Annotated in this window: 14 protein-coding genes; 4 read left to right on the top strand and 10 right to left on the bottom strand. The window is 57.8% G+C overall.

The features are described from left to right. Positions 1–93 precede the first annotated feature (93 nt). The 5 genes from CFBP6623_RS12805 to CFBP6623_RS12825 form a co-directional block, all read right to left on the bottom strand. Entirely contained in the window at positions 94–1,047 is a 954-nt protein-coding gene (locus CFBP6623_RS12805) for an ABC transporter substrate-binding protein (protein WP_046799566.1), read from the bottom strand. A 108-nt stretch (positions 1,048–1,155) separates the two neighbouring features. Next, complete coding sequence (gene rlmN, locus CFBP6623_RS12810; protein WP_077998729.1) at positions 1,156–2,328, bottom strand: 23S rRNA (adenine(2503)-C(2))-methyltransferase RlmN; 1,173 nt, start codon at positions 2,326–2,328, stop codon at positions 1,156–1,158. A gap of 266 nt (positions 2,329–2,594) precedes the next feature. Continuing rightward, positions 2,595–3,098 (bottom strand): invasion associated locus B family protein, encoded by a 504-nt coding sequence (locus CFBP6623_RS12815; RefSeq protein WP_003523183.1) that lies wholly within the window; start codon positions 3,096–3,098, stop codon positions 2,595–2,597. A gap of 296 nt (positions 3,099–3,394) precedes the next feature. Beyond that, complete coding sequence (locus CFBP6623_RS12820; RefSeq protein WP_046799567.1) at positions 3,395–3,775, bottom strand: YkvA family protein; 381 nt, start codon at positions 3,773–3,775, stop codon at positions 3,395–3,397. 51 nt (positions 3,776–3,826) lie between these two features. After that, on the bottom strand, positions 3,827–4,132 hold the full coding sequence (locus tag CFBP6623_RS12825; protein ID WP_046799568.1) for a 4a-hydroxytetrahydrobiopterin dehydratase: 306 nt from the start codon (positions 4,130–4,132) through the stop codon (positions 3,827–3,829). A 59-nt stretch (positions 4,133–4,191) separates the two neighbouring features. Here CFBP6623_RS12825 and CFBP6623_RS12830 point away from each other — a divergent pair, with 59 nt between their 5' ends. After that, entirely contained in the window at positions 4,192–4,671 is a 480-nt protein-coding gene (locus tag CFBP6623_RS12830; RefSeq protein WP_046799569.1) for a low molecular weight protein-tyrosine-phosphatase, read from the top strand. On the opposite strand, the gene thpR is transcribed toward CFBP6623_RS12830, so the two are convergent. Together thpR and CFBP6623_RS12840 are read right to left on the bottom strand one after the other, a co-directional pair. Beyond that, a complete protein-coding gene (gene thpR / locus CFBP6623_RS12835) occupies positions 4,605–5,198 on the bottom strand; it encodes an RNA 2',3'-cyclic phosphodiesterase (RefSeq protein WP_052818732.1) in 594 nt (197 codons plus the stop codon). The two genes, CFBP6623_RS12830 and thpR, sit on opposite strands and share 67 nt — an antisense overlap. A gap of 68 nt (positions 5,199–5,266) precedes the next feature. Next, complete coding sequence (locus tag CFBP6623_RS12840; RefSeq protein WP_046799571.1) at positions 5,267–5,917, bottom strand: arylesterase; 651 nt, start codon at positions 5,915–5,917, stop codon at positions 5,267–5,269. Between the two features lie 103 nt (positions 5,918–6,020). Here CFBP6623_RS12840 and CFBP6623_RS12845 point away from each other — a divergent pair, with 103 nt between their 5' ends. From CFBP6623_RS12845 to CFBP6623_RS12855, 3 genes are all read left to right on the top strand, one after another. Then, entirely contained in the window at positions 6,021–6,731 is a 711-nt protein-coding gene (locus CFBP6623_RS12845; protein ID WP_046799572.1) for an ABC transporter ATP-binding protein, read from the top strand. Continuing rightward, positions 6,728–9,289, top strand: a complete 2,562-nt coding sequence (locus CFBP6623_RS12850; protein WP_080841837.1) for an ABC transporter permease — start codon at positions 6,728–6,730, stop codon at positions 9,287–9,289. The genes CFBP6623_RS12845 and CFBP6623_RS12850 overlap by 4 nt, the downstream gene beginning before the upstream one ends. 217 nt (positions 9,290–9,506) lie before the next feature. Continuing rightward, complete coding sequence (locus CFBP6623_RS12855; protein WP_046799573.1) at positions 9,507–10,244, top strand: Bax inhibitor-1/YccA family protein; 738 nt, start codon at positions 9,507–9,509, stop codon at positions 10,242–10,244. Positions 10,245–10,371: 127 nt separating this feature from the next. Here the strand turns inward: CFBP6623_RS12855 and CFBP6623_RS12860 are convergent, their stop codons facing one another. The 3 genes from CFBP6623_RS12860 to acnA form a co-directional block, all read right to left on the bottom strand. After that, positions 10,372–10,764: a DUF2794 domain-containing protein gene (locus CFBP6623_RS12860; protein WP_046799574.1), complete on the bottom strand. Its 393-nt coding sequence runs from the start codon at positions 10,762–10,764 to the stop codon at positions 10,372–10,374. A 400-nt stretch (positions 10,765–11,164) separates the two neighbouring features. Next, positions 11,165–11,905, bottom strand: a complete 741-nt coding sequence (locus tag CFBP6623_RS12865) for a DUF1223 domain-containing protein (protein WP_046799575.1) — start codon at positions 11,903–11,905, stop codon at positions 11,165–11,167. Positions 11,906–12,101: 196 nt separating this feature from the next. Then, entirely contained in the window at positions 12,102–14,795 is a 2,694-nt protein-coding gene (acnA, locus tag CFBP6623_RS12870) for an aconitate hydratase AcnA (protein WP_046799576.1), read from the bottom strand. Positions 14,796–15,067: the final 272 nt, after the last annotated feature.

A 15,067-nucleotide genomic window follows, 5' to 3' on the forward strand; every position in this document is an offset into this window, starting at 1 on the left:
TTATTGCCGCCATCAGGCGGATACGGGCACCGTCTCGTGCCACGTAAAACGGGCGGCGTAATACCGCCGCCCGCAATTCAGTCTGGTTTCGGTTCAGTCGATGACCTTGGTGGCGCGCTTCGTCACGCTTTCAGGGAAGGTGACGCCAACTTTTTCGGCAACCTTCTTGTTGATCACGAGATCGGTGCCAACAGCGACGGTTGCAGCAATGTCGCCCGGCTTTTCACCCTTGAGGATGCGGACAACGACGGCGCCGGTCTGTTTGCCAACGTCGAAATAGTTGAAGCCGAGGGCTGCAACCGCACCACGCGCGACGGAATCCGTATCAGCGGCATAAAGCGGGATCTTGGCTTCGCTCGCAACGCCCGCTGCCGCCTCGAAAGCAGAAACGATGGTGTTGTCGGTCGGAACGTAGATCACATCAGCCTTGCCAACCAGAGCGCGCGTCGCGCCCTGAACTTCAGCGGACTTGGTGGCGACGGACTCGACGACCTTCAGGCCAGCCTTCTCGGCCTCGGCCTTCAGCAGGGCGAGCGTCGAAGCGGAGTTGGCTTCGGCCGAGTTGTAGATGAAGCCGATGGACTTGGCGTTCGGCGAAATTTCCTTGATGAGCGCCAGATGTTCGCCAACCGGCAGCATGTCGGAAAGGCCGGTCACATTGCCGCCGGGCTTTTCCATACTCTTGATGAGCTGTGCGCCGACGGGATCGGAAACCGCCGTGAAGACAACCGGAATGTCACGCGTGGCCGCAACGACAGCCTGAGCCGACGGCGTGGAGATCGGTACGATGACGTTGGGCGCATCGCCGACGAACTGGCGCGCAATCTGCGCCGCGGTGCCGGGATTGCCCTGCGCGGACTCGTAGAGGAATTTGAGGTTCTCGCCTTCCTTGTAGCCAGCTTCGGCAAGGGCAGCCTTGACGCCGTCACGGGCAGCGTCAAGCGCCGGATGTTCAACAATGGCGGTGACGGCAACGGTGACGTTTTCAGCCTTGGCCGGCAGAACGATGGCGCTCGCAGCAGCGAGAGCCAGAATGAATGCGCGCATGGATATCCTCCTGTTGGTTCCCTGTTTTCGTCTTTCTAGGAACAAGACAGACCGAAATCAATCGGAGAACCGCCGGAAAACCAGCTTTATGGCGCAAATGCGGCTGATTCAGTCATCCGCACCGTGATTGGCGATCATCATCGCCTCGAAAGCCAGCCTTTCGGTCTTGCGCATGCGTTCAGATTCCGACTTCAACTGGCCGCAGGCAGCGAGAATATCGCGGCCCCGCGGCGTGCGGATCGGCGAGGCATAACCCGCCTGATTGATGAAATCGGCGAACTTCTCGATCTGCGCCCATTCGGAGCACTGGTAGTTCGTGCCCGGCCACGGATTGAACGGAATGAGGTTGATCTTGGCTGGAACGCCCTTCAGCAGCTGCACCAGCATCTTGGCGTCTTCCAGGCTGTCATTGACGTCCTTCAGCATCACATATTCGAAGGTGATGCGGCGGGCATTGGAAAGACCCGGATAGTTGCGGCAGGCCTCGATCAGTTCCTTCAGCGGATATTTCTTGTTGATCGGCACCAGCATGTCGCGCAGATCGTCACGCACCGCATGCAGCGAAATCGCCAGCATCACGCCAATTTCGTCACCGGTACGAAAGATTTCCGGCACGACGCCTGAGGTGGACAGCGTCACACGTCGCTTGGAGAGCGACAGGCCGTCACCATCGGTCGCGATCAGAAGCGCGGTCTTAACATGCTCGAAATTATAGAGCGGCTCGCCCATGCCCATCATCACGATGTTGGACACCTTGCGGCCTTCGCTCGGCACATAAGCGCCGACCGGTGTCGAACCATCGGGAAAATCGCCGAGCCGGTCACGCGCGAGCAGCAGCTGGGCAAGAATTTCCTCGGCCGTCAGGTTGCGCACCAGGCGCTGCGTGCCGGTGTGACAGAAGGAACAGGTGAGCGAACAGCCGACCTGGCTCGAAATGCACAGCGTGCCGCGACCCTCTTCGGGAATATAGACCGTCTCGATTTCGACCGGACGTCCCGCACCGCGCGGTGGAAAACGCATCAGCCATTTGCGGGTGCCATCATTGGAGATCTGCTCCTCGACGATTTCTGGACGGGCGATGGTGAAGGCCGCCTTCAGCTTCTCGCGAAGCTCCTTGGCGACATTCGTCATGTTGTCGAAATCCGAGACGCCGCGCACATAAAGCCAGTTCCACAACTGGCTGACGCGCATCTTCACCTGCTTTTGCGGCACGCCGATCTCGGCCAGCGCCTCGCCCATTTCCTCACGCGTCAGGCCGATCAGCGACGGCTTTCCGGACATGAGATCGCTATTGGCGATCAGCGGGGTTTTGACTGCCAGGCCGGCAGGGGCTTGCATTACGGACATCACGCTATCCCATCGTTCCATGCATCGCACGACCGGCCTGTCTGATAGGCGGAAAATCGTCTGCATGTCGAGAAAATCAAAGGCGGAGCACTTTTCGCGCATCCGCCTGTCAATGTTGCCGCGCCTTTAGCATCAAACAAGCAAAAACGCAAATGGCCGGTCGATGACCGGCCATTATCAAACGCGATAAAGCGTCAGGATTACTTGCAGCTCTCGATCTGCTTGAGAGCAGCCGAAATACCCGAGAGCGAATAGGAATAGGATGTCGCGGTGCCGCGACCGGAAACCGCCTTGACCGTCATCGACTTGCCGCCCTTCATCGCAGCCACGAGAGCGGGCTCTTCGGCAGCGTTTTCAACCCAGGCAGCCTTGTCCTTGGTGAACATGACGAAGTTCTTGTTGTCGATCGTCACATTGACCTTGGAGCCCTGCTTCAGCGGATAACCCACCATGGCCTGCGGCTCATAGGAGATGTTCTGGCCGGGACGCTGCGACACGATGAAGAAGATATCGCCGTGATCGACGCTCGCCGGTTCCTTGGCGGTCGGAATGGAAAGAACGTAGCAGACGGTGCTGTTGCCCGATTTGTACGAATAGGCACCCCAAGCATTGAACTGCTGGATGCGCGTGGGCGACTGTGCAGATGCTACGCCGACGCTGGTCAGCAAAATGGCCGCTGCGGTTGCTACACTTCTTACAAACATAGAATTTCCTGCCGGGTTATTGTCTTCCATTAGCCCGAAGCAGCGGCGGGCTCCATTTTCTGGATCGGCCACGTTCAGGTGCGGATCGTCTTTTCTCATTGTGGTCGGGAAGCGGTTACCAAACCGTCAACAACACGCATAAAATGCCTAAAACGTCTTGCAGTGTTACAGATTGGCGACTCCCCGCACCCTGAAGGAAGGGCGCGGAACGACCTTCCTTCATGTGTATGACACACAAATTCAGGCAAGAATTTGTCACCCGTCAGGCTGCGTCGGGCGGGCACATCACAGAGGCGTTACCCGGCTTCCTGCTGTCTCTTCAGCATGGCATCCGCCGCATCGTAATGCTCCATCTTGATATGGGCGCGGATCATGGCGAGCGCGGCAGTGATGACTGCGATATCATCGGTAAAACCGACGACCGCCAGCATATCCGGCACGGCGTCGATGGGCATGATGAAATAAGCGAGCGCAGCGAGAATAATGCCCTTGGCGCGCAGCGGCGTGTCACGGTCGATCGCGCAATAATAGGCCGCAGCCGCGTCGCGCGCGAACGGCACCTTGGTCATCACCCGCTTCAGCTTCGGCCAGAATTTGGCGCGCACGACATTCTCGCGCTCCTGCTGCTTGTCGGTTTCACCCGGCAGAAGAATTTCACCGATTTTCACATCATCCATGATCGACGGTCCTCCGGTCACGGCTATTATATGGGAGTTAACGCCCGCCGTTCAATTCCCCCGGCCTGCCGCTGCCTTCTGCATGGCCTCGGCCAGGAGAAAATCCCGCTCGGTTACGCCCTGTGAATCATGGGTGGTGAGGCAGACTTTCACGCGCGAGTAGACATTGGACCATTCCGGGTGATGATTGAGCCTTTCCGCCGCAAGAGCCGATTCCGCCATGAAACCGAAGGCTTCCGCAAAACTGGAGAACTTGAAGGACCTGACGATCGCCGCCCCGTCCTCGCGCAGGGCCCAGCCTTCGAGTTTAGACAATGCCTGCCGGATGGCTTCCGGTTCAACTCTGGGATATTTCATCAATCTTGCCTCCGCTTGATACCCATTAACGCCTCAACGACCGGATCGACGCATATTCCATGAAACATATAGCTGTTCTTTTTGTCTGCATGGGCAATATCTGCCGCTCACCACTTGCCGAAGGCGTTTTGACAAACCTTGCCGATAGAGATGGTGTATCCCGCCAATTGACGGTCGACTCCGCCGGCACCGGCGGCTGGCATACCGGCAATGCCCCGGATCGCCGATCCATCGCGATAGCCCGCAAGCATGGCATCGATATTTCAGGGCAGCGCGCGCGGCAGGTCAGCCAGGCCGATTTCGAAAACTTCGATCTCATCCTTGCCATGGATACGAGCAATCTGGCGAAACTGCTTCAAAAGGCGCCGGAAAACCGCAGGCACAAAATCCACCTGTTTCTGGACTATGCTTCGGGACGCCGCGAGAGCGTCCCGGATCCCTATTTCGGTGGTGAAGACGGATTTCTGACCGTCTACAACATGCTTTTGGCGGGATGCAGCTCGTTGCTCGAAAAGATGGAGCTGGACCGCGCTTCGTGAAGTGGGAACGCCTCTTCCACGACATAGGGGCCGCCGCCCACCGATTCCTTCGACGACATCAGCACGAAACGTCCGACAGTGAAGGGCGATGTGCGGAAATTGCCGCGTCCGGAAAGATAATGCACCACATCATCCAGACGCGAGGAGCGCAGCCGCGCCAGCGTCACATGCGGCATGAATTTGCGCGGATCAGGCGGGAGACCGATCCTTTGACAAATTCTCTCGACTTCGGCCTGCAGCGCATGCATTTCCGGTGAGGGAGAAACCCCGGCCCAGATGGAATGCGGTTTCTTGGAGCCGAAGGAACCCATACCGGTGAGATTGAGCTGGAACTCCGGCCTCTCGATCCGATCCAGCCTATCGACAACCTCATCGGCGGTCCGTCCGTCGATGTCACCGATAAAACGCAGGGTTATGTGATAATTCTCCACATCGATCCACCGGGCTCCCGGCAGACCACCGCGCAACAATGAGAGGCTCATAGCCGCATTGCGCGGAATTTCGAGGGCGGTAAACAGTCTCGGCATGGCGAGCTCCCCGAATCTCTTGGCAGAACAAGCATAGCGAATCACGCAATGCAGACGGGCGCAAGTGCTTATTTTTTTTGCGCACCGATTGTCTTGATGAAGCTTTCAACAGCCGGCAAAGATTTCTCCACCATCATGGCAACACCTTCGGTATTGGGGTGCATCTTGTCATCCAGTTTCAGCTTGTCATCGCTCACTACGCCATCCAGAAAGAAGGGATAAAGCGGCAGGTTGTATTTTTCCGCAAGCTTCGAAAAGATCGGATTGAAGCGCCTGGCGTAGTCGTCACCCATATTCGGCGGCGCCATAATGCCGACCAGCAGCACCGCTATATTGCGTTTCTGAAAACCGGAAATGATGGAATCGAGGTTCTTTTCCGTCTGTTCCGGGGCAATACCACGCAGCGCATCGTTGGCGCCGAGTTCCAGAATGACTCCGTCCGTACCATCAGGAACCGACCATTCCGCCCGCGCCAGACCACCGGACGAGGTATCGCCGGACACGCCGGCATTGGCGATGGCGACATTGACGCCCTTCGCCTTTAATGCAGCTTCAAGCTGTACTGTGTAGCTGTCGGTGGGTGGCAGCTGATACCCGGCCATGAGACTGTCGCCGAGGCCGACCAGTTGCAATGTCCGTTCCTGAGCCGTGGCAGCCGTGCCGGAAAGGGCGGCGGCGAAAATGACGATGAAGTGAAACAGGGCAGCTTTAAATCTCATCACGGCTTTCCTAACTTGGCCTAACTTGGTTTCCATTGTCTGAAATACCGACCGCATCGACACCGCCAGACCATTTTCATCACCTTATATAGGAACGAGAATTGTGACGAAAAGCATCATAGAGCTGAAGAAGGCCGACCTCACGCTCGGCAACGCCGCCGCCTCCGTCCACGTTCTCAAATCCATCGATCTTTTGATCGGTGAAGGTGAAGCAGTCGGCATTGTCGGCCCTTCCGGCTCGGGGAAATCGACGCTGCTGATGGTGCTTGCCGGTCTCGAACGGCTGGACAGCGGTGAAATCATCATCGCGGATACGCAACTGCACAGGCTCGGCGAGGATGCGCTGGCGGATTTTCGCGGCAAGAATATCGGCATCGTTTTCCAGTCCTTCCACCTCATCGCCAATATGACGGCGCTGGAAAACGTCGCCGTTCCGCTGGAACTGGCCAATACCCCCGATCCCTTCGAGATCGCCAGGCGTGAACTCGTCGCCGTCGGTCTCGGAGAACGCCTCAACCACTATCCCGGCCAGCTCTCCGGTGGCGAACAGCAGCGTGTCGCCATCGCCCGCGCGCTTGCCCCCTCGCCGGCCGTGCTGATCGCCGATGAGCCCACGGGTAATCTCGATACCGATACCGGCAAACAGATCGCCGATCTTCTTTTTACCAAACAGGCCGAACGCGGCATGACCATGGTCCTCGTTACCCATGATCCGTCACTCGCCGCCCGCTGCTCTCGGCAGATCAAAGTGCGCTCCGGCGAGATTGAGGGCGACAGCGCGCGCCCCCAGATGGCGCGGGCGGTATCGGCATGATGGGATCCCTTCTTCCGTCTTTCGCGAATATCAGAAATGCCATGAGGCTCGCACGGCGCGAAATTCGCGGCGGGTTGAGCGGCTTTTACATTTTCCTCGCCTGTATCGCGCTTGGAACCGGCGCAATCGCCGCCGTCAATTCCGTGTCACGTGCTGTCACCAGCGCCATTGCCACCGAAGGCCAGTCGATCCTAGCCGGCGACGTGCGTTTCGAATTGCGCAACAGGGAGGCGACGCAGGAGGAACAGGCCTATCTGGACGGCCTTGGCACGGTCGCGGTTTCCACCGGGCTTCGCTCCATGGCCCGCCTTGCGGATGGTTCCGAACAGACGCTGACGGAAGTGAAAGCCATTGACGGCGCCTATCCGCTCTATGGAACCTTCGTAGCCGATCCCAACCGGCCGCTGAGTGAACTTCTGGCCGGCAATGGCGACACCTACGGCGCCATTGCCGCACCGCTGTTGCTGGAACGGCTCGGCATCAAGATCGGCGACGAAGTCCTGCTTGGTAACACGAAGCTGAAACTGACCGGCACGGTGGTCGATGAGCCGGATGCGCTATCCGACGGTTTCGGTTTCGCGCCAAGGCTGATGATCAGCCGCGACGCCCTTTTCGCCTCCGGTCTCGTTCAGACCGGCAGCCTCGTCGAACACGCCTACAAGATCAAGCTGAGTGACCCTGCAGCGCGGGCAACGATGACCGACGCGGCCAACAAGGCCTTTCCCAATGCCGGTTGGTCCATCCGCACCAGTGATCGGGCAGCACCGTCGCTGACCGAAAACGTCAACCGCTTCTCGCAATTCCTGACATTGGTGGGCCTCACCGCCCTTATCGTCGGTGGTGTCGGTGTCGCCAACGCCGTTCGCGCCTTTCTCGATTCCAAGCGCACGACGATCGCCTCGCTGAAATGCCTCGGCGCACCGGCCTCCGTGGTCACCATGACCTATCTTTTCCAGATCGCCTTCATTGCCGCCGTCGGCATCGTCATCGGTCTCGTTGTTGGCGCCATCGCACCTCTGATTGCCATGCGGTTTCTGGAAGGCGTGCTGCCCGTACCGGAAGAGCTTGCCTTCTATCCCGGTGCGCTCGGTCTCGCCGCTTTGTTCGGCCTCTTGACGACGTTCGCTTTCGCCATCGTGCCGCTAGGCCAGGCGCGTGAGGTTCCGGCAACGGCACTTTTCCGCGAACAGGGTTTCGAGGAAGGCAACTGGCCGTCCTGGCCCTATCTGGCAGCAACGGGCCTGTTGCTGGCAGCGCTGGCCGCCCTTGCCATCTTCTCGGCGGAAGATCGCTTCATAGCCTCGGTGTTCCTCGCCGCCATCGCTTTTGCCTTCGTGGTGCTGCGGCTGGTGGCCTCCGGCGTCAAGGCCATCGCCAAATGCAGCCCGCGCGTCCATTCCGCCGCCCTTCGTCTGGCGATCGGCAATATTCACCGGCCGGGAGCGCTCACGCCTTCGGTCGTTCTCTCACTTGGCCTTGGCCTGACATTGCTCGTGACGCTGACACTGATCGACGGCAATCTGCGCCGCGAGCTGACCGACAGCCTGCCGGAACGCGCACCGAATTTCTTTTTCGTCGATATTCAGGGCAGCGAGGTGCAGGGCTTCCGTGATCTGCTGAAACGGGAAGCACCACAAGGCACGCTGACCGAAGTGCCAATGCTGCGCGGCCGCATTCTAGCGCTCAACGGCGAAGATGTGACGAAGATGGAGGTGCCGCCATCCGGCCGCTGGTTGTTGCGTGGCGATCGCGGCATAACCTATTCCGAAAACATGCCGGAAAACACGAAGCTCACGGAAGGTACATGGTGGGGGCCAGACTATAGCGGTGAACCGCTGGTCTCCTTCGCGGCAAAAGAGGCACAGGAACTCGGCCTCAAGATTGGCGACACAGTAACCGTCAACGTCCTCGGCCGCAGCATTACGGCAAAGATCGCCAATCTGCGCAACGTCGAATGGGAATCCCTGTCGATCAATTTCGTCATGGTATTTTCGCCGAATACATTCCGCGGCGCACCGCATGCCTGGCTGGCGACACTTGCCGATCCTTCCGCTTCCGCAAGCGACGAAGGCCGGATATTGCGCTCCGTTACCAACACCTACCCGACGATAACCAGCGTGCGCGTGAAGGACGCTCTCGATGTCGTCAACCGGCTGGTCGGCCAGCTCGCCACCGCCATCCGTGCTGCCGCAGCCGTCGCATTGATAGCATCAGTTCTCGTTCTCGCCGGCGCACTCGCTGCCGGAAACCGAGCCCGCACCCATGATGCCGTCATCCTGAAAACGCTGGGCGGCACGCGAAATCTGCTCATTCGCGCTTTCTCCTACGAATATATGATGCTCGGTCTCGCCACCGCCGTCTTCGCGCTTTTCGCCGGCGGCGTCTCCGCATGGTTCGTGATCGCCCGCATCATGAAGTTGCCTTCCAGTTTCCTGCCGGATGTGGCGATCGGGACCCTCGTTGTCGCTCTCGTCATGACTGTTGGCATAGGCCTCATCGGCACCTGGCGCATTCTCGGCCAGAAGGCCGCGCCGGTTCTGCGGCAGGCGGGGGAATGATCATCGGTTGTGCCCCGCTTAACTTTAGCGATTAATTCTTTGTAATGATCGCCAAAACGTGAGCGCTTTTCGCGCATATGGTGTCTTTTCGACTGCAAAAGGCCTTGTATCGGACACGTTCTGCCATCATATTCTGGACAGGCTTGCTGAAGCTCCGCAGCGGCGCCCGGGAGGTATCCCGACACCGTAGCAATTACGGAGCTCAAAAGAGGAAACAATGGCTGACTTCAATAACTACCAGAACCGCATGGCGCAGACCCGTGCACAGACTGGTGCGATGATCGATGAAGGTCTCCGCGCCTATATGCTGAAGGTTTACAACCTGATGGCGCTGGCTCTGGTCATCACCGGCGTTGCGGCTTTCGCAACCTACTCATTCGCTGCGTCCAACCCTGCCTTCCAGCAGCTGCTTTATGCATCCCCGCTGCGTTGGGTCATCATGCTCGCACCGCTGGCACTGGTTTTCTTCCTTAGCTTCCGTATTCAGAACATGAGCGTTTCCGCCGCGCAGACGACCTTCTGGGTCTATGCCGCGCTGATGGGCGTGTCGCTGTCGTCGATCTTCATCGTCTTCACCGGCCAGAGCATCGTTCAGACGTTCTTCGTGACCGCCGCTTCGTTCGGTGCGCTCTCGCTTTACGGTTACACGACGAAAAAGAACCTTTCCGGTCTTGGTTCGTTCCTGATCATGGGTCTGTTCGGCCTGATCATCGCGTCCATCGTCAACATCTTCCTTGCATCCTCCGCGCTGCAGTTCGCGATCTCCGCAATCGGCGTGCTGATCTTCGCAGGCCTGACCGCCTACGACACCCAGAAGATCAAGGAAATGTACTTTGATGGTGACGACGTTGCCGTTGCCGGCCGCAAGGCCATCATGGGTGCGCTGACGCTCTACCTCGACTTCATCAACCTCTTCACCTTCCTGCTGCAGTTCATGGGTAACCGCGACGACTAAGGTTGAGAGTTCAACAGACGACAGATGAAAGGCGGCCCTTCGGCCGCCTTTTTATTTTTAAACATCCATAACTGATAATCGCTTTCCCACGGTCGTATCCGCCAAGCGAGCCATCTATTTTAGAAGCTCATTCGATCAGCTTCAGAACCTTGTCGAAAACCTTGAGAACCTGCGGCAGCTCATGGCCACGCTTGAGAATGCGGCCATCGGTATTGACCACACAATAAGCGCCCTGTTTTGACGCCAGCTTGGGGTTCTTCTCAATCCGGTAAAGCGGCATTTCGCCTGAGCGTTTAAAGACGGAAAACACCGCCTTTTCCTTCAGGTGGTCAATGGCATAATCACGCCATTCCCCCTCACCCACCATGCGGCCATAGATGCGCAGGATCGCGTCCAGTTCACGCCGGTGAAACGTGACCGGCAAAGGGTCTTTGTCTTTTCTGTATTCGCGGAGATCGACAACGGTGGAATTATCGCGTGAAGCGGTCTGCACCTGCTGCACATCCGGTTGATCGGTCATCCAATACCTCCGATTCCACCCAAGTCTTCTCATCAATGTGAGCCTGTGAAAGCGAAATTGCAAGCCTTGCGAGACGCTTGTGCACCGGTGCAGAAGTCGCTGGATGGGCCTCAACATCTTTCAGCCGGCTATAGAACGGGAAGAAGGTAACCCTGAAAAATTGCCGCCCAACGATGTCAAAGACACTGCCTGCAACAAAAGCAGGGGTAAAAAATGGTAACCATTTAGGCAGCCATTTTCGCATGGCCTGCCGTATTTCGGTCAAACCATGGCCCGAATTGGATGGAATAGTCCTATTGTCAATTGATGCCTAGGCACCAAGATGACCCGGTCCGGTGCATTGACCCTTTACCCCCAGCCCCCAATGCCCGGACCGGATCTTCAATCGCCCGACAGGCGATCAGGGGGTTTCATTTCCAAGCAGGATACTTGCGCCGACGATTGCTGCGGGATCTCCGCTGGCATTGGCCGTCTGCAGCAGAACGGCGCAGCCGCCCTTTTTCACCTTTGCCACAACGCTGGCCGGCAGCTTCACCGTCATCGGCGAACCATCCCACATGCCAACAGTTTGCACGTCATAAACGCTGTGCCAGTAGGACATTTTTTTCCCCTGGTTCTCGCCCTTCTGCACATCCACCGTCTGTTCGCGGGTGAAATAGGCAACGACGACATCGGCCTTGCCATTACCGGCGCCAATATCAATCTCCACCTCATCGCCTGCAAATTTTGACGAGACCGGCACGTTCAGCCCCTGGCCTTCGCGCTTGAAAGCATCGAGCCTGTCATAGATACCGCGCACATCCGCACCCTTGACATGGTCGCGGCCGTTCAGAATGGCCTGTGGCGTATAGACCCCGTTACGGCCGAGCGCCCGCATGTAGCCATATTGCCGTTCAGTATTTTCCTTGGATGCCAGCGAATCCGTCCAGCCAAGATAATTCCAGTAATCGACATGGTAAGAAAGACCGACGACATCGCCTTTCTGGATCATCTTGCGCAGCGCTTCATCTGCCGGCGGGCAGGATGCGCATCCCTGCGATGTGAACAATTCGACGACGCCCTTCACAGCCTCCTGCGCCTGCGCGGAGGTGACGAGGAACGTGCCGAGAAGACATATCGACAGGGGGAATTTCAGTGGCATTACGAAAACCTTTGTCCGGCAGGATATCCAGACGAATTGATGCGATCAATCCTGCCGGGATGCAAACCGGAAAATAACGTCTATTGCCCTTCAATAGAAAGTCACGAAGGGGTGAGCGGCAATCACAAAAAAACAGAACAAGAAATGAAAGAGACGCCGGGATTTTGCCCGGCGCCTCTTGCTCATCTAGGCTTTATCAGCCAGCCAGATCGCGAAGAACGGTCTGCAGAATGCCGCCATTGTTCATGTAAATCACTTCATCCAGCGTATCGATGCGGCAAAGAAGCGGAACTTCCTTCACCGAACCGTCGCTGTAAGTGATCTTGGCGATTTTCTTTTCACGCGGCTTGATTTCACCTTCGAGACCGTCGATCTCGACGACTTCGTCACCCTTGAGATCGAGGCTTGCCCAGGTCGTGCCTTCCTCGAAGACGAAAGGCACAACGCCCATGCCGACGAGGTTCGAACGGTGGATGCGCTCGAAGGACTGCGCGATCACAGCCTTGACGCCAAGCAGATTGGTACCCTTTGCCGCCCAGTCGCGGGAAGAGCCGTTACCATATTCGACACCGGCGAAGATGACGAGCGGAACGCCCTCCGCTTTGTACTTCATGGCAGCGTCATAGATCGACATCTCTTCCTTGGACGGATAGTGGATGGTGTATCCACCTTCCTTGCCGTTCGGGCCGAGCATGTGGTTGCGAATGCGGATATTGGCGAAGGTGCCGCGCATCATCACCTCATGGTTGCCGCGCCGCGTGCCATACTGGTTGAAGTCGACAACGGCAACGCCGTTTTCGGTCAGATAGGCGCCGGCCGGCGAAGCAGCCTTGATCGAGCCGGCCGGGGAAATATGGTCGGTGGTGATCTTGTCGCCGAAGAGGCCGAGAACGCGCGCGCCCTTGATATTCTTCAGACCCGTGCCCTTCTTGCCCATGCCGACGAAATAAGGCGGGTTCTGCACATAGGTCGACTTGTCGTCCCAGGCATAGGTCTGGCCCGGAGGAACCTGAACGGCCTGCCAGTTCGCATCGCCCTTGAACACGTCGGCATATTTCGTTTCATAAAGTTCTCGGGTCACGTATTTCAGGATGAATTCCTGGATTTCCCTGGAGGTCGGCCAGATATCCTTGAGATAGACCGGGTTGCCGTTCTGGTCGTCGCCAATCGGCTCCTTGGTCAAGTCCTTTTGGACCGTGCCGGCAAGGGCATAAGCCACGACGAGCGGCGGCGAAGCGAGGTAGTTCGCCTGAACGTCAGGGGAAATACGGCCTTCGAAGTTACGGTTGCCCGAAAGAACACCCGCGGTGATCAGGCCCTTGTCGTTGATCGTCTTGGAGATGGCCGGCGGCAGCGGGCCCGAATTGCCGATGCAGGTGGTGCAGCCAAAGCCGACGAGGTTGAAGCCGATAGCGTCGAGATCCTTTTGCAGGCCCGCCTTTTCAAGATATTCGGCAACAACCTGCGATCCCGGCGCAAGCGAGGTCTTCACCCATGGCTTGGACTTCAGCCCCTTGGCCACCGCATTGCGGGCGAGAAGCCCGGCAGCGATAAGAACCGAGGGGTTGGACGTGTTGGTGCAGGAGGTGATGGCGGCAATCGCCACATCGCCATGGCCGAGATCGAAGTCTTCGCCTTCAACCGCATAACGGTTCGAAAGCTGGCCGGGCTTCTTGTACTCGCTTTCGAGAGCCGTTGCGAAATTCGGCGCAATGGTTTCGAGCGGCAGGCGGCCTTCCGGACGCTTCGGGCCGGCCATGGAGGGCACGACGTCGCCGAGGTCGAGTTCAAGCGTGTCGGTAAAGACGAGGTCGGCACCATCGCCTGTGCGCCACATGTCCTGCGCCTTCGAATAGGCTTCGACGAGTGCGATGCGGTCCTTGGCACGGCCGGACATGGTCAGGTAATTGATGGTTTCGCCATCAACCGGGAAGAAGCCACAGGTCGCACCATATTCCGGCCCCATATTGCCGATGGTCGCGCGGTCGGCGAGCGTCATCGAATCGAGGCCCGGGCCGAAGAATTCAACGAATTTGGAAACAACACCCTTCTTGCGCAGCATCTGCACGACGGTCAAAACGAGGTCGGTCGCAGTCACGCCTTCCTTCATCTTGCCGGTCAGCTTGAAGCCGATGACCTCGGGCAGCAGCATGGAGACCGGCTGGCCGAGCATGGCGGCTTCAGCCTCGATGCCGCCGACGCCCCAGCCGAGAACGCCGAGACCATTGATCATGGTGGTGTGGCTGTCGGTGCCGACGCAGGTATCCGGATAAGCAATCGTCTCGCCATCCTCTTCCTTCGTCCAGACGGTCTGGCCGAGATATTCAAGATTGACCTGGTGACAGATGCCGGTGCCTGGCGGAACCACACGGAAATTCTTGAACGCCTGCTGGCCCCACTTCAGGAAGCGGTAACGCTCGCCATTGCGTTCATATTCAAGTTCGACGTTGCGGGCAAAGGCGCTCGGCGTACCGAATTCATCGACGATGACCGAGTGGTCGATGACGAGATCGACGGGAACGAGCGGATTGATTTTCTCCGGGTCGCCACCGAGCGACACCATGGCATCACGCATGGCGGCAAGATCGACCACGGCGGGAACGCCGGTAAAATCCTGCATGAGAACGCGGGCGGGACGATAGGCGATTTCCGTTTCGGTCAGGCCCTTATTATTAAGCCATTCGGCAACGGCCAGAATGTGCTCCTTGGTGACGGACTGGCCGTCCTCGAAACGAAGCAGGTTCTCCAGAAGAACCTTCATGGAATAAGGCAGCTTGGAAACGCCCTTGAGACCGTTTGCCTCAGCCTTGGGAAGGCTGAAATAAACATAGTCCTTACCGTCAACGGTAAGGACGGAACGACATTGGAAACTGTCGAGAGATTTGGCCACGGTTTAAAACCCCGCATAATCTGATAGCCAACACGCGCGTGCGGACCCCTGTGCTCGCAAGCACATCAGGATGCGGGTACGACCATTTCCGCTGTCCGCACGTGAAAGTTACTCCTCGTAACATTCAGGTCCGGCGCAAGATGATGTTCACGCCGGCCGCTAGCGTGGTTGACATCCATATAGATAATTTCCGAGAAACGTGCCAGACCATTCAGTGACTCAAATCGATTTTTTTACGATTGTGATGATGAAAATCTCAAACGGAACCCCGG

It is taken from the genome of Agrobacterium tumefaciens, from assembly GCF_005221385.1.
Classification (GTDB): domain Bacteria; phylum Pseudomonadota; class Alphaproteobacteria; order Rhizobiales; family Rhizobiaceae; genus Agrobacterium; species Agrobacterium tomkonis.

What these genes read in the sequence shown, in the direction of transcription:
- thpR (WP_052818732.1), bottom strand. Translation starts at nt 5,198, where the DNA reads ATGCCGAGACTGTTTACCGCCCTCGAAATTCCGCGCAATGCGGCTATG.
- CFBP6623_RS12855 (WP_046799573.1), top strand. Translation starts at nt 9,507, where the DNA reads ATGGCTGACTTCAATAACTACCAGAACCGCATGGCGCAGACCCGTGCA.
- CFBP6623_RS12865 (WP_046799575.1), bottom strand. Translation starts at nt 11,905, where the DNA reads ATGCCACTGAAATTCCCCCTGTCGATATGTCTTCTCGGCACGTTCCTC.
- CFBP6623_RS12825 (WP_046799568.1), bottom strand. Translation starts at nt 4,132, where the DNA reads ATGAAATATCCCAGAGTTGAACCGGAAGCCATCCGGCAGGCATTGTCT.
- CFBP6623_RS12815 (WP_003523183.1), bottom strand. Translation starts at nt 3,098, where the DNA reads ATGTTTGTAAGAAGTGTAGCAACCGCAGCGGCCATTTTGCTGACCAGC.
- CFBP6623_RS12820 (WP_046799567.1), bottom strand. Translation starts at nt 3,775, where the DNA reads ATGGATGATGTGAAAATCGGTGAAATTCTTCTGCCGGGTGAAACCGAC.
- CFBP6623_RS12850 (WP_080841837.1), top strand. Translation starts at nt 6,728, where the DNA reads ATGATGGGATCCCTTCTTCCGTCTTTCGCGAATATCAGAAATGCCATG.
- CFBP6623_RS12830 (WP_046799569.1), top strand. Translation starts at nt 4,192, where the DNA reads ATGAAACATATAGCTGTTCTTTTTGTCTGCATGGGCAATATCTGCCGC.
- CFBP6623_RS12805 (WP_046799566.1), bottom strand. Translation starts at nt 1,047, where the DNA reads ATGCGCGCATTCATTCTGGCTCTCGCTGCTGCGAGCGCCATCGTTCTG.
- rlmN (WP_077998729.1), bottom strand. Translation starts at nt 2,328, where the DNA reads ATGTCCGGAAAGCCGTCGCTGATCGGCCTGACGCGTGAGGAAATGGGC.
- CFBP6623_RS12860 (WP_046799574.1), bottom strand. Translation starts at nt 10,764, where the DNA reads ATGACCGATCAACCGGATGTGCAGCAGGTGCAGACCGCTTCACGCGAT.
- CFBP6623_RS12840 (WP_046799571.1), bottom strand. Translation starts at nt 5,917, where the DNA reads ATGAGATTTAAAGCTGCCCTGTTTCACTTCATCGTCATTTTCGCCGCC.